The sequence below is a fragment of the Chromobacterium sp. Beijing genome (genome assembly GCF_021496765.1).
Classification (GTDB): domain Bacteria; phylum Pseudomonadota; class Gammaproteobacteria; order Burkholderiales; family Chromobacteriaceae; genus Chromobacterium.
This window is the reverse complement of record NZ_CP053750.1, coordinates 3,577,723-3,597,808: the sequence shown is the minus strand read 5'-3', so window position 1 is coordinate 3,597,808 and position 20,086 is coordinate 3,577,723. Positions and strand designations below refer to the sequence as shown.

Annotated in this window: 18 protein-coding genes and 1 pseudogene; 13 read left to right on the top strand and 6 right to left on the bottom strand. The window is 64.8% G+C overall.

The window, feature by feature from the left end:
* Positions 1 to 7 precede the first annotated feature (7 nt).
* From bioH to HQN78_RS16660, 6 genes are all read left to right on the top strand, one after another.
* Positions 8 to 772 carry a pimeloyl-ACP methyl ester esterase BioH gene (gene bioH / locus HQN78_RS16685; RefSeq protein WP_107797791.1) on the top strand — a complete coding sequence of 255 codons (765 nt, stop codon included), beginning with the start codon at positions 8 to 10 and terminating at the stop codon, positions 770 to 772.
* The gene (bioC, locus tag HQN78_RS16680; RefSeq protein ID WP_107797792.1) at positions 769 to 1,671 is read left to right on the top strand and encodes a malonyl-ACP O-methyltransferase BioC; all 903 of its coding nucleotides are present in this window, start codon (positions 769 to 771) and stop codon (positions 1,669 to 1,671) included. Before bioH ends, bioC begins: the two co-directional genes overlap by 4 nt.
* A gap of 4 nt (positions 1,672 to 1,675) precedes the next feature.
* Positions 1,676 to 2,221 carry a GNAT family N-acetyltransferase gene (locus HQN78_RS16675; RefSeq protein WP_235085000.1) on the top strand — a complete coding sequence of 182 codons (546 nt, stop codon included), beginning with the start codon at positions 1,676 to 1,678 and terminating at the stop codon, positions 2,219 to 2,221.
* A 15-nt stretch (positions 2,222 to 2,236) separates the two neighbouring features.
* Entirely contained in the window at positions 2,237 to 3,136 is a 900-nt protein-coding gene (locus HQN78_RS16670; RefSeq protein ID WP_235084998.1) for a patatin-like phospholipase family protein, read from the top strand.
* 90 nt (positions 3,137 to 3,226) lie between these two features.
* Entirely contained in the window at positions 3,227 to 3,880 is a 654-nt protein-coding gene (locus tag HQN78_RS16665; protein ID WP_107797795.1) for a glutathione S-transferase family protein, read from the top strand.
* Positions 3,881 to 4,002: 122 nt separating this feature from the next.
* Positions 4,003 to 4,860 (top strand): sterol desaturase family protein, encoded by an 858-nt coding sequence (locus HQN78_RS16660; RefSeq protein WP_235084995.1) that lies wholly within the window; start codon positions 4,003 to 4,005, stop codon positions 4,858 to 4,860.
* Positions 4,861 to 4,979: 119 nt separating this feature from the next.
* On the opposite strand, the gene HQN78_RS16655 is transcribed toward HQN78_RS16660, so the two are convergent.
* Positions 4,980 to 5,708, bottom strand: coding sequence for a glycine zipper 2TM domain-containing protein (locus tag HQN78_RS16655; RefSeq protein WP_227106455.1), 729 nt, complete (start codon positions 5,706 to 5,708; stop codon positions 4,980 to 4,982).
* 513 nt (positions 5,709 to 6,221) lie between these two features.
* Here HQN78_RS16655 and HQN78_RS16650 point away from each other — a divergent pair.
* The 4 genes from HQN78_RS16650 to map all read left to right on the top strand — a co-directional run bounded on the left by HQN78_RS16650 (position 6,222) and on the right by map (position 11,834).
* Positions 6,222 to 7,604: an amino acid permease gene (locus HQN78_RS16650; protein ID WP_235084993.1), complete on the top strand. Its 1,383-nt coding sequence runs from the start codon at positions 6,222 to 6,224 to the stop codon at positions 7,602 to 7,604.
* A 494-nt stretch (positions 7,605 to 8,098) separates the two neighbouring features.
* Positions 8,099 to 9,475 carry an amino acid permease gene (locus HQN78_RS16645; protein WP_227106458.1) on the top strand — a complete coding sequence of 459 codons (1,377 nt, stop codon included), beginning with the start codon at positions 8,099 to 8,101 and terminating at the stop codon, positions 9,473 to 9,475.
* A gap of 216 nt (positions 9,476 to 9,691) precedes the next feature.
* The gene (locus HQN78_RS16640) at positions 9,692 to 11,005 is read left to right on the top strand and encodes a sodium-dependent transporter (protein WP_235084991.1); all 1,314 of its coding nucleotides are present in this window, start codon (positions 9,692 to 9,694) and stop codon (positions 11,003 to 11,005) included.
* Positions 11,006 to 11,042: 37 nt separating this feature from the next.
* Positions 11,043 to 11,834: a type I methionyl aminopeptidase gene (gene map / locus HQN78_RS16635; RefSeq protein WP_107797799.1), complete on the top strand. Its 792-nt coding sequence runs from the start codon at positions 11,043 to 11,045 to the stop codon at positions 11,832 to 11,834.
* Positions 11,835 to 11,996: 162 nt separating this feature from the next.
* Here the strand turns inward: map and HQN78_RS16630 are convergent, their stop codons facing one another.
* The 4 genes from HQN78_RS16630 to HQN78_RS16615 form a co-directional block, all read right to left on the bottom strand.
* The gene (locus tag HQN78_RS16630; protein WP_235084989.1) at positions 11,997 to 12,308 is read right to left on the bottom strand and encodes an AzlD domain-containing protein; all 312 of its coding nucleotides are present in this window, start codon (positions 12,306 to 12,308) and stop codon (positions 11,997 to 11,999) included.
* Positions 12,305 to 13,009, bottom strand: coding sequence for an AzlC family ABC transporter permease (locus HQN78_RS16625; RefSeq protein ID WP_235084987.1), 705 nt, complete (start codon positions 13,007 to 13,009; stop codon positions 12,305 to 12,307). The genes HQN78_RS16630 and HQN78_RS16625 overlap by 4 nt, the downstream gene beginning before the upstream one ends.
* 248 nt (positions 13,010 to 13,257) lie before the next feature.
* Complete coding sequence (locus HQN78_RS16620; RefSeq protein WP_107797802.1) at positions 13,258 to 14,091, bottom strand: AraC family transcriptional regulator; 834 nt, start codon at positions 14,089 to 14,091, stop codon at positions 13,258 to 13,260.
* A 21-nt stretch (positions 14,092 to 14,112) separates the two neighbouring features.
* Positions 14,113 to 14,757 (bottom strand): MarC family NAAT transporter, encoded by a 645-nt coding sequence (locus HQN78_RS16615; RefSeq protein ID WP_048408368.1) that lies wholly within the window; start codon positions 14,755 to 14,757, stop codon positions 14,113 to 14,115.
* Between the two features lie 188 nt (positions 14,758 to 14,945).
* Here HQN78_RS16615 and HQN78_RS16610 point away from each other — a divergent pair, with 188 nt between their 5' ends.
* From HQN78_RS16610 to dinB, 3 genes and pseudogenes are all read left to right on the top strand, one after another.
* Positions 14,946 to 15,419 (top strand): copper chaperone PCu(A)C, encoded by a 474-nt coding sequence (locus tag HQN78_RS16610; protein ID WP_107797803.1) that lies wholly within the window; start codon positions 14,946 to 14,948, stop codon positions 15,417 to 15,419.
* 274 nt (positions 15,420 to 15,693) lie between these two features.
* Positions 15,694 to 16,044, top strand: a complete 351-nt coding sequence (locus tag HQN78_RS16605) for a SelT/SelW/SelH family protein (protein ID WP_235084984.1) — start codon at positions 15,694 to 15,696, stop codon at positions 16,042 to 16,044.
* A 13-nt stretch (positions 16,045 to 16,057) separates the two neighbouring features.
* Positions 16,058 to 17,095 (top strand): annotated as a pseudogene (dinB, locus tag HQN78_RS16600) (DNA polymerase IV); the annotation flags it as partial.
* 141 nt (positions 17,096 to 17,236) lie between these two features.
* Here dinB and HQN78_RS16595 read toward each other — a convergent pair.
* Positions 17,237 to 19,972, bottom strand: coding sequence for a pitrilysin family protein (locus HQN78_RS16595; protein WP_235084982.1), 2,736 nt, complete (start codon positions 19,970 to 19,972; stop codon positions 17,237 to 17,239).
* Between the last annotated feature and the right edge of the window lie 114 nt (positions 19,973 to 20,086).

Genomic DNA, 20,086 nt, shown 5'->3' with positions numbered 1-20,086 from the left:
GTCGTCCATGAGTCTGTTTGTTGAAACGCTGGGCCAAGGCCCGGACGTGGTCCTGTTGCACGGCTGGGGCCTGCATGGCGGCGTGTTCAGCCGCGTGGCGGCGCGCTTGGCCGCCAGTCATTGCGTGCATCTGGTCGACCTTCCCGGTCACGGCGCTTCCGCTCCGCTGGCCTCCTTCGACGCCGACGCGGTGGCCGATCTGCTGGACCAGGCCTTTCCATTGCCGCTGCAATTGGTGGGCTGGTCGCTGGGCGGTTTGATCGCCCAGCACTGGGCCGCTCGCCATCCGGACAAGATCAAGAGCCTGGCCTTGGTGGCGACCAGCCCGCGCTTCGTGCGCGACGACAGCTGGCCGCACGCGCAGGAGCGCAAGTCCATCGAAGCGGTGGCCGCCAGCCTGGACGGCGCCTTCGAACAGACGCTGGAGCGTTTTCTCGCCTTGCAGATGATGGGCGCGCCGTCGGCGCGCGACACGCTGAAGGCCTTGCGCGCGGACTTGTTCGCCCACGGCAGGCCGCAAGGCCTGTTGCCGGCGCTGGAACTGCTGCTGACGGCGGACGCGCGCGCGCTGGCCGGACGCATTCACTGCCCGGCGGGCCTGTTCTACGGCGCTCGCGACGCCATCACCCCGATAGGCGCCGGCCGTTGGCTGGCCGACGCGCTGGGCGACGCCCGGCTTTATGAATTTCCGCAAGCGTCGCACGCGCCGTTTCTGTCGCACGAAGCCGAATTCGTCGCCGCGCTTGCCCAGCATTTGGAAGCCCATGCATGACTGAAGCGTTTTACACCGACAAGGCGCGAGTGCGCGCCTCGTTCGAAAAGGCCGCCGCCAGTTACGACTCCGCCGCGGTCTTGCAGCGCGAAGTCTCCGACCGGATGTCCGAGCGGCTGGACTACATCAAGTTTCAGCCGCAAGTGGTGCTGGACGCCGGCGCCGGCACCGGCTACGGCTCGGCCCAGCTGCGCGCCCGCTACCCGGACGCGCGCGTGGTGGAGCTGGATCTGGCGCAGGCGATGCTGCAAGCCTCGCGCGCCAAGCAGCAAAGCGGCGACGGCCTGTTGAAGAAACTGTTCCGCCCCAGCCTGCCGTGGCAGGTGGTGGCCGACGTCGAGCGCCTGCCGCTGGCCGACGCCAGCGTGGACATGATCTGGTCCAGCCTCACCATCCAGTGGGTCAATGTGCCGGACAGCGTGTTCGCCGAATTCCGCCGCGTGTTGAAGCCCGAAGGTATGCTGATGTTTTCCACCCTGGGCCCCGACACCCTGCATGAGCTGCGCGGCGCTTTCGCCGGCGTGGACCGCGCCACCCACGTCAACCAGTTCATCGACATGCATGATCTGGGCGACGCGCTGATGCGGGCCGGTTTCGCCGAGCCGGTGATGGACATGGAGAAAATCGTGCTGACCTACGGCCGCGCCCGCGAGGTGATGGCGGACCTGAAGGCCATAGGCGCGCACAACGCCACCAGCGGCCGCGGCCGCGGCCTGATGGGCAAGCACGCCTGGCAGCGGGTGGAGGCGGCCTACGAGAGCCTGCGCCGCGACGGCAAGCTGCCGGCCACCTACGAGGTGGTGTACGGCCACGCCTGGAAGGGCGGCGACAAGAAGCTGGCCAAATTCAGCGAGGACGGCCGCCAGGTGATCGAGTTCGTCAAGAAGCGGCCGGACTAAGGCGATGCCGACCATCCGCCTGGCCGCGCCCAAGGATGCCGGCTGCCTGGCCGCCTTGTCGATTCAAGTGTGGCTGAGCACCTACGTCACCGACGGCGTCCGCCGGGACATGGCCGACTATGTGCTGAGCGAATTCACGCCGGCCAATTTCGAGGCGCTGATCGCCAGCCCCTCGCATCATCTGCTGGCGATGGAGCAAGACGGCTTTCTGCTCGGCTACGCGCTGATGAAGCTGGACAGCTCATGCCAAGGCTGCGACTTCCCCACCGTGGAAGTGTGCAGGATCTACCTGGTGGAAAGCCGCACCGGAGAGGGCCTGGGCCGGCATTTGCTGGAAGCGGCGCGGCAATGGGCGCTCGCCCTTCCCGAACCCGCGCGTTTGTGGCTGACGGTGTGGCACCGCAACGATCGCGCGATCGCCTTCTACCGCCGGCTGGGCATGACCGTCCACGGCGAATGCCATTTCGAATTGGAGGGCGCGCGGCATCTGAATTATGTGATGCTGGACTGCGCGCCCGTTGGGGCGGTTCCAACCACCGCCGATGCCTGAAAGCCCGATGAAATCATGATGAGCAAACACACACTCCGCCCCTGGCTGTTGGCGGGCATGGCCGCGCTGTTGTCGGCTTGTTCCACCTTGTCCTCCCCTCCCGCGGCGCAGCCGCCCAAGCCGGCGCTTAAGCCCAAGATCGGCTTGGCGCTGGGCGGCGGCGCGGCCAAGGGCTTTGCCCACGTCGGCGTGATCAAGGTGCTGGAAGCCGCCGGCCTCACGCCCGATCTGGTGACCGGCACCAGCGCCGGCAGCGTGGTCGGCAGTCTGTACGCCTCCGGCCTCAGCGGCATGCAGCTGCAAAGCCGGGCGATTCAACTGGACGAATCCAATCTGACCGATTGGACCTTGTCGAGCAAGGGCGTGATCAAGGGCGAGAAACTGCAGAACTGGATCAACGCTCAGGTGGCCAACAAGACCATGGAGCAATTGCCGCGGCCGTTCGGCGCGGTGGCCACCGAACTGGACAGCGGCCGCAAGGTGGTGTTCCGCCTGGGCAACACCGGCCAGGCCGTGCGCTCCTCGGCCAGCATTCCCAACGTCTTCCTGCCGGTGAAGATAGGAAACAAGAGCTATGTGGACGGCGGCCTGGTCAGCCCGGTCCCGGTCAGCGCCGCGCGCGAGATGGGCGCGGACTTCGTCATCGCCGTCGATATCTCGGCGCGGCCGCGCAAGGGCGCCGCCACCGGCTTTTTGTCCATGCTGGATCAGAGCCTGAACATCATGAACGGGCCGGCGCTGGCGCAAGAACTGAAGCAGGCCGACGTGGTGATCCGCCCGCAAGTGCAGAATATCGGATCCGCTCAATTCGACGCGCGTCATCAGGCTATTCTGGAAGGAGAGCGCGCCGCGCAGGCGGCGCTGCCGCAGATCAGGCAATTGCTGCAGCAAAAAGCCGTTGCCATGAATAAGTAATGGCATAATGCTGCCGGGCTGGCCCTGCATTGCAGCATGGCCGGCCGCCTTCCATCAGCAACCGCAGGCCCGGCCTGCCTGGAGACCTGAATGATCAAGCTTTACGGCGCTGCGCTGTCCCCTTATTACAACAAGGTCAAAATCGCCTTGCTGGAAAAGGGCGTCAACTTCCAAGAAATCCTCACCGCCCCTTCGCAGCAGGAAGAACTGCTGGCGAAGAGCCCGATGGGCAAGATTCCTTTTGTCGAAGTGGGCGGCCACGCCATGGCGGAGTCATCGGTGATCCTGGAATGGCTGGAGGACGCCTATCCCACCGCCTCCTTGCTGCCGCCGACGCCGAACGGCCGCGCCCACGCGCGCCAGCTGAGCGCGATGCTGGATTTGTACGTGCTGATGCCGGCGCTGCCCTTATACCGCCATTGGCTGTTCGGCAGCCCGCTGGAAGCGGGCGCGATCGACGCCGCGCGTCAGCAGATCGCCCGCGGCGTGGCCGCCTGCGCCCAGTTGCTGGATTATGGCCCTTGGGCCTGTGGCGAGGATTTCAGCAGCGCCGACATCGGCGCCGCCTGCGTCCTGCCGGCGCTGGAGCAGATGAGCAAGGCCTTGCTGGGCGAAGACCTGACCGCCGGCTTCCCCGATCGCGACGCCTATCTGCAGCGCCTGTCCGCCCGCAAGAGCGTGAGCCGGACCTGGAGCGAGCGTGAGGCGTCCTTGACCGCGTTCCGCGCGCGTCAGCAGCAATAGGGTAAACCGCAGGACAGGACCGACCCGCTTGCCGGCATTCGGCGTTTGAGTAATTATAGAGCTCAAACTCCAATCAAGTGTTTGCCCCTGACGCAAACGCCTTGCCCAAGCGGGAGGCCGTGATGAAGTTCGATATTCAGCTGCTGTTGTTGGCGATGGCGCCGGTGTTCCTGGCCTTCGTCGCCGGCGAGTTGTGGCATTTGCGCCGGCAGGGCCGGCTCAGTCTGTACGATTGGCGCGATTCAGTGTGCAGCGCCTGTCTGGGCTTGCTGCACCAGGGGGCGGACAAGTTGGCCTGGGTGCTGGCGCTGCCCTTGTACGCGTGGATTTACCAAGAACACCGGCTGTTTCAATTTTCCGACTCCTGGCTCAGCTTCTTGCTGTTGTTCATCGGCCAGGATTTCCTCTATTACTGGTTCCATCGCGTCAGCCACCGCGTGCGTTGGCTGTGGGCGGCGCACAGCGTGCATCACAGTTCCACCCGGATGAACTTCACCACCGCCTTCCGCCAGAGCCTGATGTATCCGCTGGCCGGCATGTGGGCGTTCTGGCTGCCGCTGGCCTGGCTGGGCTTTCCGCCGGAGCAGGTGGTCGGCGTGGTGTTGCTGAACCTGGCCTTCCAGTTCTTCGTGCATACCCAGGCCTGCCCCAAGCTGGGTTGGCTGGAATACGTTCTTAACACCCCGTCCATCCATCGCGGCCACCATGCCAAGAATCCGCGCTACATCGATCACAACTACGCCGGCGTGCTGGTGGTCTGGGACCGCCTGTTCGGCACCTATGTGGAGGAAAGCGCCGACGATCCCTGCGACTACGGCACGGTCAAGCCGGTGAACAGCTTCAATCCGCTATGGGTCAGCGTGGTGGAATGGCGCGATATGTTGCGGGAAGCCTGGCGCGCGCCCAACTGGAAGGACCGCTGGACGGTCTTGTTCGGCCCGCCGGAAGAGGCGGAGGCGGCCGCGGCGCGCTGGCGCTGAGGGCATGAAAAAAGCGGACCGGGAGGTCCGCTTTTGCGTGGCATGGTCTTGCCAGCCTGCGTGGCTAGCAAGCATCAGCGTCAGCGCTGAGCCAGTCGGCGCAACGCTACAGCAGGATGCTAAACCAGCACCTTGCCGTTTTTGGCCGGCAAGGTCTTGCCCTTGGGCTTGCGGTCCATGCGCACGGTGCCGGTCTTGCCGTCCAGCGAGTACTTGACGTCGTAGCCGACCACCTTCTCGCTGCTTTCGTTCACTTCATTGCAAATGGTCTGGGTGCTGTTGACCTGATCGCGTTGCTGCATGCCTTCCTGCACCTTGTTGCCGGCCAGGCCTCCCGCCAGCGCGCCGATCACGGTGGCGGCCTTCTTGCCGTTGCCGCCGCCCACCTGATTGCCCAGCACGCCGCCGATCACGCCGCCTATCACCGAGCCGGCGATGCGGTTTTGATCCTGGACCGGCGCCTGATGGGTGACCTGCTCCTGATGGCAGACCTGCTTGGGTGCGTTGACGGTTTCCTTGATCGGCGTCACCGCCAGGATGCGGGCATGGGTGGCGTGGACCGGAGCGGCTGGCTTGGCCGGCGCGCTGGGTTCGGCGGTTTTCTCCGCCGGCTTGGCCGCTTGGGCGGCTGCGACGGGCGCGGCCGCGGCGACGACCGCCGGGGCGGAGGCCACGGCGGGCGGCAGCACCGCCACTGGGGCGGATGCGGCTGCCGGCGCGCTGGCGGTTTGCTGCGGCGCGGCCGCGGTCTGAGGATTGGATTTCACGGCTTGATAGCCGGCCACGCCCAGGCCGCCGAGTGCGATGCCGCCGCCCAGCACACTGGCGATCAACAAGGATTGTTTCATGGTTCGTCTCCAAAAGCGGGCCGTCTATGCGGCCGTAATCATGATGAGTGAGATGAAATTCAGACACTTCATGGTGGCAGACAGTTGCAAATCAAATGTTTTCCATTTGTTACTAAAAGTGGCGAATCGTTAGCGTTTGCGGCGGCGGCTCCAGTGTTGCAGCGGCGCTAGCAATTTGATTTAAATCAATATATCAGCGAGTGAACGCTTGCTTATATGCAAAATGGCATGCTTGGCCCAGCGATGGGGGGTGTGGCAGAAATTTGCAGTAGTCTGCAGGTAATTGAGCAATTAGAGCAAAGTTTTTGTTTAAATAATCGAATTTAATTTCATTGTATCCAATATATGACGCTATTAAGGCATAAAAATCCAATGTCTTCATTTGACGCGAGGCGAGCATGAGTGCTTAATGTCCAGCTTGTTGATGTTTGCAACAGAAACGAAGCGGCTTGCCTGAATTGTCATGCTGTTGGTATTAATGTTGCTGGAAAATGATGATTTTAGGGGGCAGCCTTGACTGATATCTCCACCGAAGCCGGTTTGAAGCGCGGTTTGAAAAACCGCCACATCCAATTGATCGCCTTGGGCGGCGCGGTCGGCACCGGCCTGTTCTTGGGCTCGGCCAGCGTGCTGAAGGCCGCCGGTCCGTCCATGATTCTGGGCTATGCCGTCGCCGGCCTGATCGCCTTCATGATCATGCGCCAGTTGGGCGAAATGGTGGCACAGGAGCCGGTGGCCGGCTCGTTCAGCCACTTCGCTTACCGTTACTGGGGCGATTTCGCCGGCTTCCTGTCCGGCTGGAACTACTGGGTGCTGTACATCCTGGTCAGCATGGCGGAACTCACCGCCGTCGGCGCCTATGTCCAGTACTGGTGGCCGCATGTCCCCGCCTGGGTGTCGGCGCTGGTGTTCTTCGTCTGTATCAACGGCATCAATCTGGCCAACGTCAAGGTTTACGGCGAGGCGGAGTTCTGGTTCGCGCTGATCAAGGTGGTGGCGGTGATTGCCATGATTCTGTTCGGCGGCTACCTGCTGCTGACCGGCACCGGCGGTCCGCAAGCCTCGTTCAGCAATCTGTGGAGCGATGGCGGCTTCTTCCCGCATGGTTTCAGCGGCCTGTTCATGATGATGGCGGTGATCATGTTCTCCTTCGGCGGCCTGGAACTGATTGGCCTGACCGCGGCCGAGGCGGATAACCCGCGCACCACCATTCCCAAGGCGGTGAACCAGGTGATCTACCGCATCCTGATCTTCTACATTGGTTCGCTGGTGGTGCTGCTGTCGTTGTACCCGTGGAGCAAGGTGGCGTCCGGCGGCAGCCCCTTCGTGATGATCTTCCAGCAAATCGGCTCCGGGCTGACCGCCAATCTGCTCAACTTCGTGGTGCTGACCGCGGCGCTGTCGGTGTACAACAGCAGCGTTTACGCCAATAGCCGCATGCTGTATGGCCTGGCCAGACAGGGCAACGCGCCCAAGGCCTTGATGCAGGTGGACCAGCGCGGCGTGCCGGTGCCGGCGATCCTGGTGTCGGCGTTGGCCACTTTCGCCTGCGTGATCCTCAACTATGTGCTGCCGGGCGAGGCCTTGGGCATTTTGATGTCGCTGGTGGTGGCCGCGCTGGTGACCAACTGGGCGATGATCAGCCTGACGCATTTGAAGTTCCGCCGCGCCAAGGTCGAAGCCGGCGAGCAACTGGTGTTCAAGTCCTTCTGGTTCCCGCTGACCAATTGGATCTGCCTGGCTTTCATGGCGATGATTCTGTTGATCTTGCTGCTGACCCCGGGCGCCGCGGTATCGGTCTATGTGTTGCCGATATGGCTGGGGCTGCTGTGGGTGGGCTATCGCGCCAAAGCCAAGGGCGCGCCGGCGGCGGAGCCCGTGCGCCAGACCTCCTGAGTGTTTTCACGACGCTCGCGCAGCGAGCGTATCGGCAGGGCCGCCTTATCCGGGCGGCCCTGCTTTTTGCCCCGCGCGGTCCGCCGCCTCGATTCGCATTTAATTAGACTTATTGTCTAATTTGCTTGGTGTTGATGATGGTCTTATGAATCATCACCAGATGTTTTGAAAAAGGTTTTTGACCTTTTGTCGTATTTTGTTTAGTCTGAACGTGGTTTGTTTGAAGTTGATGTATGTAATAAGGATGTCTTGCTTGCTTTTTGGACTTTTTGTCTGATTGACGGGTGGTGAGGGCCTTGCTGCATTGATGAAGCAATACCGTCCCATTCACAAGAGAGCCTGCTTACGATGGCGCGAGCTGGGGCGAGACAAGGTTTTGCGGCTGAGAAAGCGGAATGCGCCAATGGCGCACGAGCAATGCCAAGCCGGATTCAAAGCCGTATCGCCGCGCGCCGCTGATCGTAAACAGCTTTCCATCAGCAGGAGGCGCCAAGGTGAGCGTTACCCCCACTTCCACCGGTTTGAAGCGCGAGCTGAAAAACCGCCATATCCAATTGATCGCGCTGGGCGGCGCGATCGGCACCGGTCTGTTCCTGGGTTCGGCCAGCGTGTTGAAAGCGGCCGGACCGGCGATGATTCTCGGCTACGCCGTCGCCGGCTTCATCATTTTCCTGATCATGCGCCAATTGGGCGAGATGCTGGCCGAAGAGCCGGTGGCCGGCTCGCTCAGCCATTTCGCCGGCCGTTACTGGGGCAAGTTTCCGGCCTTCCTGTCCGGTTGGAATTACTGGGCGCTGTATGTGCTGGCCGGCATGGCCGAACTGACGGCCGCAGGCGAGTACGTGCGCTATTGGTGGCCGGATGTGCCCACCTGGGTCACCGCGCTGGTCTTCTTCACGGCGATCACCGGCGTCAATCTGAGCAGCGTCAAATACTATGGCGAGACGGAGTTCTGGTTCGCGCTGATCAAGGTGGGCGCGGTGATCGCGATGATCGTGTTCGGCGGCTATCTGCTCTTGTCCGGCAAGGGCGGCCCGCAGGCTTCGGTGAGCAATCTGTGGAGCGACGGCGGCTTCTTTCCGCATGGCGTAGGCGGCCTGTTCATGACGATGGCGGTGATCATGTTCTCCTTCGGCGGCTTGGAGCTGATCGGCATGGCGGCGGCGGAGACCCAGGACCCGCAGAAAACCATTCCCAGAGCGGTGAATCAGGTGATCTACCGCGTGCTGATTTTCTACATCGGCTCGCTGCTGGTGCTGCTGTCTCTGTATCCGTGGAGCAAGGTGGCCGCCGGCGGCAGCCCCTTCGTGATGATTTTCGAGCAGATCGGCGCCGGCTTCGCCGCTCACGGGCTTAATTTCGTGGTGTTGACCGCGGCCTTGTCGGTGTACAACGGCGGCGTCTATGCCACCAGCCGCATGCTGTTCAGTCTGGCTCAGCAGGGCAATGCGCCCAAGAGCATGGCCAGGCTGGACAAGCGCGGGGTGCCGGTCAACGCCACCTTGCTGTCGGCGTTGGCGACCTTCGCCGGCGTGGTGCTCAATTACCTGCTGCCCAGCGGCGCGCTGGCCTTGTTGATGTCGCTGGTGGTCACCGCCCTGGTGATCAATTGGGCGCTGATCAGCCTGACTCACCTGAAGTTCCGCCGCGCCCAGGGCGGCCGCAAGCTGGTGTTCGCCTCGCTGTGGCATCCGTTCTCCAATTGGCTGTGCCTGGCCTTCATGTTGATGATCCTGGGAGTGATGCTGTTCACGCCGGGGGTGGCGGTGTCGGTGTACGTTTTGCCGGCCTGGCTGCTGGTCCTGTGGCTGGGTTTCCGGCTGAAGCGGCCGGGGGCGGACGCGGCCGGTCTGGCCGTCGACAAGGCGTGAATCCGCATGCCGGGCTTGACGTACTGGGGCGTAAACCGGCATGCTTCCACGCTTATGAAGCAAACGATCCCATTCCAGACCAAAACGTGGTGGTGGCGCAGCTAATCGGCGCGCCAGGGATGTTCGCATCTGTTTTCCGGGCCGCCGTCATGGGCGGCCTTGTTGTATCCAGCGTTACCCCGTGCGGCGGCAAATTGTTCTGACTCAGGAGTTGTCATGTCTCGCACACAATGGGGTTCCCGCCTCGGTTTCATTCTGGCTTCGGCCGGCGCCACGGTCGGCCTGGGCTCCATCTGGAAGTTTCCCTACGTCACCGCGATGAACGGCGGCGGCGCGTTTCTGCTGATCTATCTATTGCTGACCTTCACGCTGGGCATCGCCTTGCTGCTGGCCGAGATCGCCATCGGTCGCGCGGCGGCCTGCGGCGCGGTGAGCGCCTTCGCGCGGCTGGGTTCGCGCCGCTGGAAGCTGGTGGGCTACGCCGGCGTGCTGTGCGGTTTCCTGGTGTTTTCCTTCTACAGCGTGGTGGGCGGCTGGACGCTGGGCTATCTGCTGCGCGCGGTGGACGGCCGGGTGATGAGCAACGACCCGGCGGCGCTGGCGCGCTTGTTCGGCGATTACGTGTCCGATCCCTTCGAATCCCTGCTGACTCACGCCCTGTTCACCGGCCTGACGCTGCTGGTGGTGATGTGCGGGGTGCAAAAGGGGATTGAGCGCGCCGGCAAGGTGTTGATGCCGCTGCTGTTCCTGCTGATGCTGGGCCTGATCGCCCGCTCGCTGACCTTGCCGGGCGCAGGGGCCGGCGTGGCGGCCTTGCTGACGCCGGATTTCACCAAGGTGACGCCGGGCATGCTGGTGGAAGCGCTGGGCCTGGCCTTCTTTTCCTTGTCGGTGGGCGCCGGTTGCATGATCGCCTACGGTTCCTATCTGGGCCGGGACGCGAAACTGGCGGGCGCCGCGCTGTGGGTGACCGGCCTGACCACGCTGACCTCGGTCTTGGCCGGCCTGATGATCTTTCCTGCGATCTACGCCTTTGGGCTGGACCCTCAGGCCGGACCGGGCCTGACCTATATGACCATGCCGGTGGTGTTCAACCACCTGCCTTTCGGCCAAGCCCTGGCGGCGGCCTTCTTTCTGCTGCTGCTGATGGCGGCGCTGACCTCCTCGGTATCCCTGCTGGAACTGGTGGCGGTGTTTCCCATCGACGAGTGGGGCGTAGGCCGGCGCAAGGCGACGCTGCTGATCTGCCTGCTGGTGTTTTGCGCCGGCATTCCGGCGGCACTGTCCTTCGGGCCCTTGGCGGACTGGAAGCTGTTCGGCCGCAATGTGTTCGAGCTGATGGACTACACCGCGTCCAACATCCTGCTGCCGCTGGGCGGTATCGGCACCGCCTGCTTCGCCGGCTGGGTGATCTGGCCGACCATGCGCGCCGAGCTGCAATTGCCCGCGGCGCTGAGCGCCGGCGTGCGCTTCATCTATTGCTGGGCGGCGCCCATTCTGATCAGCCTGGTGCTGGTATACAATATCTGATTCGCTTTGCCGTTGGCATGGGCAAGAAAGGGGGGCCATGATTAAAACCGAGTCCGACATCCAGGGCATGATCTTGGCCGGCGCCCTGACCGCGCAAGTGCTGCAGGCGGTGGAGGAGAAGATCCGGCCCGGGGTCAGCACGCTGGAGATCGACGCCTTTTGCGAGCGTTACATCGTCGAGCGATTGGGCGCGCGGCCGGGCAGCAAGGGGCAGTACGGCTTCCCGTTCAGCGTCAACACCTCGGTCAATCAGGTGGTGTGCCACGGCTGGCCGTCCGAGCGGCAGCGCCTGAAGCGCGGCGACATCGTCAACGTCGATGTCACGGTGCTGAAGGACGGCTATTACGGCGACAGCAGCAAGACCTTCGCCGTCGGCGAGATCAGCCCGTACGCCCAGCGCCTGGTGGACGTCACCCAGCGCTGCCTGTATCTGGCCATCGCCAAGGTCCGCCCGGGCGCGACGCTGGGCGACATCGGTCACGCGATCCAGCAGCACGCCGAGGCGCAGGGCTATAGCGTGGTGCGCGAGTATTGCGGCCACGGCATCGGCGCCGCCATGCACGAGGAGCCGCAAGTGCTGCATTACGGCCGGCCCGGCCAAGGGCTCAAGCTGGAGGCCGGCATGACCTTCACCATCGAGCCGATGATCAATCAGGGCGGCAAGGACGTGAAGGTGTTGCCGGACGGCTGGACGGTGGTGACGCGGGACCGCAGCCTGTCGGCTCAGTTCGAGCACACCCTCCTGGTCACCGCCGACGGCTGCCGCATCCTCACCTTGCGCGAAGAGGAAAAAGCGGGCCTGGCGGCGCTGGGTCTGCTGGCGGCTTAGACCCGCCAAGCAAACCCCTGATCCTGCTTGCGCCTCCTGGCCGCACTCTTTGTACGGCCTGCGCCGGCGCGCCTTGGCTCGGCTTCTCCGCGAGGCGTTGCGAGCGGCTCTTAAGCCCGTTCCGTCCATCTCGCCGAAGCGCAGCAGATCGTAAACAGATTCTTAGAGCCAGCGCATCAAGCCGTAGACGATAAAGCTGACCACAATGGCGAGCAGGGTCTTGCCGTTCTTCCACGCCACCGCGATGGCGACCAGGGTGCCGATCAGATAGGCGTTGCCCAGCGACAGATCAATGCGCCCGGCCGGGGCCAGCGCCATCGGCACCACCAGCGCCGACAGCACCGCCGCCGGCACATAGTGCAGCGCGCGGTTCAGCCAGTCCGGGAAGGCCAGCCGCTGGCCGAACACCAGAAAGCTGGCGCGGATCAGCAAAGTGGCCGCCAGCATGCCGAAAATCATCCACCAATGGTTCATGCCGCCTCCTTGCGCTTGCCTTCCAGCAAGAGGCCGGCGCCGACGCCCAGCAGCGCCGCCAGCATCAGGTCCAGCTTGTAGGGCAGGCCGCGCGCCAGCAGCGCGGTCAGGCCGGCCACCGCCGCGGCCGCCAGCGTGGGCCGTTTTTTCAATTGCGGCGCGACGATGGCGGCGAAAGTGGCCACCATGGCGAAGTCCAGGCCCAGCTGCGCCAGCCCCGGCACCGAGCGCCCCAGCAGCACGCCGGCCAGCGTCCACGCCTGCCAATTGCCGTACATCGCCAGCGAGGAGCCCAGCCAATACCACTGGCCGCCGGCCGCGGCCTGGGTGCGGAAACGGTGTTCGACCACGGCGAAGGTTTCGTCGGTGAGCCAGAACGCCAGCGGCCAGCGCCAGGCCAGCGGCCATTGCCGCGCATAGGGCAGCAGGGTGGCGCTGTACAGCGCGTGGCGCAGATTGACCACGAAAGTGGTCAGCCAGATCACCGGCAGCGCGGCGCCGGCGGCCACCAGGCTGACGGCGATGAATTGCGAGGAGCCGGCGAACACCAGCAAGGACATGGCTTGGGTGCTCAGCGGGCTGAGCCCGGCGGCGATGGCCAAGGTGCCGAAAATCACGCCGAAGGGCGCGGCGCCTATCAGCATGGGCAGGCTGTCGCGCGCGCCTTGCAAGGTCCAGGCGGCGGGGGTGGGGCGGGTCATCGGGGCGTATCCTTGCGGCAATGAGATGGATTCATCATGCCGCCGAAACCGGCCGCCGTCTTGAACGATTTTGCGGGGGATGGCCGCGTGGCTTTGAGCTGCTTCTCAGGGCCTGTTCAAAGTCTCGCGAGCAAGGGCGAGACAAGGCGAAAACGAGCGAAAAAGCGGAATGTACAGCTGGTACATGAGCATTTTGAGCTGGTTTTCAACGCCGTATCGCTGAAGCGCAGCAGACTTTGAACAGGTTCTCAGCGGCGCAGGCCCAGCGCGCGTTGATAGGCGGCCGGCGCCAGGCCCACGGTGTGGCGGAAGGCGCGGGTCAGATGGGCCTGGTCGGCGAAGCCCAGGCTGAGCGCCACCGCGCCGGGCGTTTGTCCCTGCGCCAGCAATTGGCGCGCGCGATTGACGCGCAGCTGATTGCGCCAAGCCACCGGCGGCAGGCCGAAGTGCTGGCGAAACTGGCGGCACAGCTGCCAGGGCGAGAGCTGGGCCGCTTCCGCCAGCGTCTGCAGCGACAGATTGTCGCTGACGGCGTCGGCCAGCATTTGCCGCGCAAGCTCCACCGCGCGCGGGGCGGCCGCCTGCGTCTGGCCGCGCACCTGCATATGGCGTTGCAGCACTGCGCCGAACATGCGCTGCAACGCAGATTCGCGCAGCAGCCGGTCCCGGCTGTCGCGCAACAGGCGATGCAGCTGGTCCATGCCGGCGGCCAGCGGCGCGTCCAGCACCACGGTGTCGCGAAAGTAAGGCCGGGCGTGGGCGTCGCCGCTGATGTCGGCGGCCAGCTTTTGGAGGAAGTCCGCGGACGGATAGAAGCCGCGATAGGCCCAGCCGCGCGCGTCGGCGGTTTCGCCGGTATGCACTTCGCCGGGATTGATCAGCACCAGCGCGCCGACGCCGGCGCGGTGGGTGCCGCCGCGGTGGCGGTAGGACTGCGCGCCCAGGGTCAGCGCGTTGACCACGTATTCTTCATGAAAATGCGGCGGAAACACCCTTTGGGCGTAGCTGGCGTCCAGGCATTCCAAGGCGCCGATGTCGTCGGCGCGGAAGAAATCGGAACGATCGGACGCCGGGCGGGACATGGCGGGGCGTCGCGGCCGGCCTTAGGAGCCGGCCATGAAGGTGCGGATGCCGGAACCGACGAACTGCACGCCGATGCAGATCAGCAAAAAGCCCATCAGCCGCGTCATCACTTCGCGGCCGCCGCGGCCCAGACGCTGGGCGATCAGCTGCGAGGATTTCAGCGTCAGCCACATGCCGAAGCAGGTGCCGCCGATGGCGGCGAAGGTCATTGCGAAGGCCAGCGCCTTGGCCGGCAGCGTGGTCAGTTCGGCGATCTCGGTGGAAATGCCGATGACCACGGCGATGGTGCCGGGGCCGCTGATGCCGGGCATGGCCAGCGGGAAGAAGGCGTAGTCCTCGCGTTCGCCGGTCTTGGGCGCGTTGCCCGGATCCTGAGACAGGAACAGCATGCGGTAGCCGAGCACGGCGACGACGAAGCCGCCGGAAATGCGCAGCGCGCCGTAGGAAATGCCGAAGGCGGACATGATCACGTTGCCGGCCAGCAGGCTGACCACCATGATGGCGGCTGCGAACACGCAGGCGCGGCGCGCCTGATTGTCGCGCGCAGAGTCGCTCATCTCGCGGGTCAGGGTGATGAACAGCGGAATCTTGGATAGCGGGTTGGTGATGGTGATCAGGCTGAGCAGCCCGCCGAACAGGAATTGGAGCGACAACGTCTTGAGCATGGCACTACGCTGATGAAGCGAACATTACATGGAATGGACGCAGTCTGCCTGAGGCCGCGGGCCGGTGACAAGGGAAATTCTGCGGCCGGCGGCGCGAAGCGCGCGCGGCATGACATTGGCTGTGGCATTATGCCGCACAGCTGCCTGCGGCGGCTGTGCTAGAGTGCGGAAAACCCGAGGAATCCATTATGCAAAAGACATTGAGCGCCCTGTTGGGCCTGTGCCTGCTGAGCGCCGGCGCGATGGCGCACGAATTCAAGCTGGGCGATATGAAGATCGGCCATCCATGGAGCCGGGCGATGCCGGAAAGCAGCCCCACCGGCGGCGTTTACCTGTCGCTGAGCAATCGCGGCAAGGCCGCGGACAAACTGTTGTCCGCCAGCACGCCGCGCGCGGACAAGGCCGAACTGCACACCCACATCAACGACAAGGGCGTGATGCGCATGCGCGAAGTGGCCGGCGGCGTGGCCGTGGCCGCAGGCCAGGAAGTCAAGTTCGCGCCCGGCAGCTATCACGTGATGCTGATGGGCCTGAAGCAGCCGCTGCGCGTGGGCGACCGTTTTCCGCTGACATTGCGATTCGAGAAAGCGGGCAGCGTGACCGTGGAAGTGGTGGTGGAAGACGGCGTGGCCGCCGCTGCGCCGGCCGAGCACGCGCATTGAACGGCAAGGCGCGATGCTACCGGTAACGTTGCGCCGAAGTTACATCGTGCAGTGCAGCAATCGGCGCGGGCTGGAGTAAATGCTTTACCCCGCGCCGGCGACTGGGCAGACTTGGCCTCGGGAATGTGTTGAGAACAAGACGTCATTGCCACTGCCGGCGCCCTGAACAAGGTCAAAACGCCAAGTCTGCACAAAGAGAGAAACGATGGAGGAGCGAGCGCTTGCGCCCGCACACAACAAAATCCAGGGACGCCGGCAGTTCCTTTCCCTTCCCATGATGTATGCTGTCAGCCATCTTCTTGCCGACCGCGTTTTCCCGCATGACACCCACTATCCCCCCGCCAAATCTCCGCGCCTGAGCATTGAATACTGCACCGGCTGCCGCTGGCTGCTGCGCGCCGCCTGGATGGCGCAGGAGCTGCTGACCACCTTCGAGAAGGAATTGGCGGAAGTGGCCTTGCAGCCCGGCAGCGGCGGCGTGTTCCGCGTCGAACTGGACGGCGAGCTGCTGTGGGACCGCAAGGTCGACGGCGGTTTCCCCGACATCAAGCTGCTGAAGCAGCGGGTGCGCGACCGGGTGGCGCCGCAGCGTTCGCTGGGCCATAGCGACGGCGCCGTTTCCTGATCCGGCCGTCGCCATGAGCGCGCCGCTGCGCAAAATCATCCACGTCGATTGCGATTGTTTCTACGCCGCCATCGAGATGCGCGACGATCCCGCCTTGCGGCCCTTGCCGCTGGCGGTGGGCGGGCGGCCGGAAAGCCGCGGCGTGATCGCCACCTGCAATTACATCGCGCGCCGCTACGGCGTGCGCTCGGCGATGTCGTCGGCGCGCGCGCTGCGCCTGTGCCCCGATCTGCTGATTCTGCCGCCCGATATGGCGCGCTACCGCGAAGCCAGCCAGAAGATCATGCGCATCTACGAGCGCTACACGCCCTTGATCGAGCCCTTGTCGCTGGACGAGGCCTATCTGGATGTGACGGGTCAGCCGCATGAGCAGGGCAGCGCCACGCGGATGGCGGAGGCGATACGCCGCCAGATCCGCGAGGAGGTGGGCATCACCGCCTCGGCCGGCATCGCGCCCAACAAATTCCTGGCCAAGGTGGCCAGCGACTGGAACAAGCCGGACGGGCAATTCCTGATCCGGCCTCAAGACGTGGCCGGCTTCGTCGCCGCGCTGCCGGTGGAGAAGATACACGGCGTGGGCCGGGTCACCGCGCAGCGGCTGAACGAGCTGGGCATTCGGCGCTGCGGCGATATGCTGGCCTGGGAGCTGGCCGATCTGCTGCGCCATTTCGGCCGTTTCGGCGAGCGCCTCCACGAGCTGGCGCGCGGCGTGGATCCGCGGCCGGTGTCCACCGACCGCAGCCGCAAATCGATCAGCGTCGAGGAGACCTACGCGGTGGACCTGCCCGACGTCGCCGCCTGTCTGTCCAAGCTGCCGGAGCTGATAGACCGCTTGAGCGCGCGCATCGCGCGCAGCGGCAATCCCGCGTTCAAGGGCTTGTCGGTCAAGCTCAAGTTCGACGATTTCAACCAGACCACGGTGGAACACGCCGGCGGACAACTGTCGTCGGCGCGTTTCGGGGAACTGCTGCGAGTGGGATTCGAGCGCGGGCGGCGGCCGGTGCGTCTGGTCGGCGTCGGCGTTAAGCTGGCGGACGAGCATGACCTGCCGCGTCAGTTGCGCCTGTTCGGCCGGGACGGCCGGCCCTTGCCGGACCTGCCGGCGGCGGACGCCGCCGCGGGCGAGGCGGAGCCGCCAGCGCGAGACGCCGACCCGCCCCGAACGGTTGAGGCGGGTCGGCGCAAGGCCGGATCAGGGGGTTTTGAAGTCGCCGGCGTAGACCTGGAACAACTGGGCCGGGTCTATATGCTTGCGCAGCGCGGCGTTGACTTGCTCCACCGTCAGCGCGGCGATGGCGGCGTCCACCTTGGCGTTGAAGTCCATGCCGCGGCCGATCTGCAACTGGCCGTCCAGAGCGCCGCTCAGCGCGCCGTCCTGGGCGCGGGCGATTTCCCTTTCCTGCTGCAGCGCTTTCTTGGCGTCGGCCAGCTCGGTGGCGTTGACGCCGTCGCGGATGAAGTGGGCCAATTCCTCGGTCACCCCCTGTTTCAGCTTGTCCAGATTCTGCGGCGCGTAAATGGCCACCAGGCTCAGGCTGGCCACCGGCTCGAAGCTGCCGGCCTTGAACTGGCTGCCGGCGTAGTAGCTGATGCCGTCCTTCTGACGCAGGCGGTCCAATAGCCGCGATTTGACGCCGCCGCCCAGAATCTTGTTGGCGACCAGCATCGCCGGGTAGTCCGCGTCGCTGTCACGCATCGCCAGCGGCGCGGTGGCCAGGTAGAAGGCGTTGGCCTTGTCCTTGGCCAGCAGTTGCCGCTGGCCCGGTTTGGCCGGCGGCAGCTGGCTGGGCGCGCGGCTGTACGCCACGGGGCTGTTCCAGCCGCCGAACAGCTTTTGCAGCTGGCTTTGCGCCGCCTTGGCGTCGAAGTCGCCGACCAGGGCGAAGCGGGCGTGGTTGGCGCCGTAGAACTGGCGGTGGAAGCGCTTCAGATCGTCCAGCTTGGCGGCTTTCAATTCGGCGGCGGCCTCGTCCAGCGTCGGACGGTAGCGCAGATCGCCCTTGCGATAGATATTGAGCGCCTGGCCCACGGCCTGGGTGGCCATGGCCTGCGGCTCGTTGCGCTGGGCGTCGATGGCGGTCAGTTCCTCCTTGCGCAGCAGTTCGAACTCCCGTTCCGGGAAGCTGGGCTGCTTGAGCAGGCCGGCGATCAGGTCCAGCAAGGCCGGCAGATGCGTGCGAGTGGTTTCAAAGTCCACGCTGACTTCTTGGCCGGAGCCGGAGATGCTGAGCTTGGCTTTCAATTGGTCCAGGCGATTGCTGATTTCGGCGCGGCTGAGTTTGCCGCTGCCGCGCTCCAGCATGTCGGCGGCGAGGCCGGGAACGGCGCCGCGGCCGAACAGGCTTTTCTCGTCGCCGAAGGCGAGGCTGAAGCTGCCGTTGACGGTTTCGCCGCGGGTCTTCTTGGCCAGCAAGGCCAGCTTGGCGCCGTTGGCGAGCGTGGTTTTCTCGGTGCGGGCGTCGATATTGGCCGGGCTGGGGTCGAAGGCTTCGCCCTGGCTGATCGCGGCGCGGCCCTTGTAGCCGTCCACCAGCTTGGCCACGTCCGGCGTGGCCGGGATCACGCTGCGTTCCGGTTTGGCGGTGGGCACGAACTGGCCGTAGGTGCGGTTGGACGGCTTGAAGTAGTTCTCGGCCGCCCGTTCCACGTCCTTGACGCTCAGCGCCTCGATGCGGTCGCGGGTCAGGAAGAACAATCGCCAGTCGCCCTTGGCGATGGCTTCGGACATTTCCACCGCCAACTGCTGCGGATCGTTCAAGGTCTTGTCGATCTCATTGAGCAGGCTGGCCTTGGCGCGCTTGAGTTCGGCCTCGGTCACCGGCTTGCTCTTGAAGCCTTCGATGGCGGCGAGCAGGGCCTGGCGCGCGTCGGCCAGCTTCTGTCCCTTGTTCAACTCCGCCCAGAAAATGATGTAGCCGGGTTCGGCCAGCGCAAAGGGCCAGGCCTCGACGCCTACGGCTTTCTTGCCGCCCACCAGCGCCTGGTACAGCCGGCCGTTGGGCGTGCTGGCCAGGATGTCGGCCAGCGCGAGGACGGCGGCCGCGTCCGGGTGGCTGCCGGCGGAGATCGGATAGAGCACCGCGGCCAGCTGGGTGTCGCCGACGCGCTCCACGATCAGTTCGCGCGCGCCGTCGCGCTGCGGTTCTTCGGTCCAGGTCGGCGTCAGCTGGCGCTGCGGCTTGGCGATCTTGCCGAAGGCCTGCTGGACGACGGCCAGCGTCGCCGCCGGGTCGAACTTGCCGCTGATCATCAGCACCGCGTTGTCCGGCTGGTAGTACTTGCGGTAGAAGGCCTGCAGATTGTCGATGCGGACCTTTTCCACGTCCGAGCGCGCGCCTATGGTGTTGTGGCCGTAGTTGTGCCAGTCGTAACTGACTGCGGTCATCTGCTTCCACAGCACGCGGCGGGGATTGTTCTCCCCCATCTCCATTTCATTGCGCACCACCGAGAACTCGGTGTCCAGATCACTCCTGGCGATCTTGCTGTTGACCATGCGGTCCGCTTCCATCTCCAGCGCCCAGCGCAGATTGGCGTCGCTGGCGGGGAAGGTTTCGTAGTAGTTGGTGCGATCCAGGAAGGTGGTGCCGTTGAACTGCATGCCGCGCTTGCCCAGCTCCTGCATCAGATTGCCGCTGCTGGGCGTGCCCTTGAACAGCATGTGCTCCAGCAAGTGGGCCATGCCGGTTTCGCCATAGCTTTCGTGGCGGCTGCCCACCAGATAGGTGATGTTGACGGTGGTGGTGGGCTTGGAGGCGTCCGGCGCCAGCAGGACGCGCAGGCCGTTGGGCAGCCGGTATTCGGTGACGCCTTCCACGCTGGTGTAGGCTTGCAGCTGGCTTTGGCTGGCGGCGGTGGGTTCGGCGGCGATGGCCGGCAGGGTGTGGCCCAGGGACAGGGCGAGCAGCAGGCTCAGGGTCTTGATGCGCATGCGGTGGCGTTTCCTCTGGCATGAATGCGGGATGGCGGCGCGCGGCGGCGCCGGAATGCTATAGGCTTGCGATTTTGCTTGCCTTCGTCAAGTCGGAAACCTTCCGGGCATGAC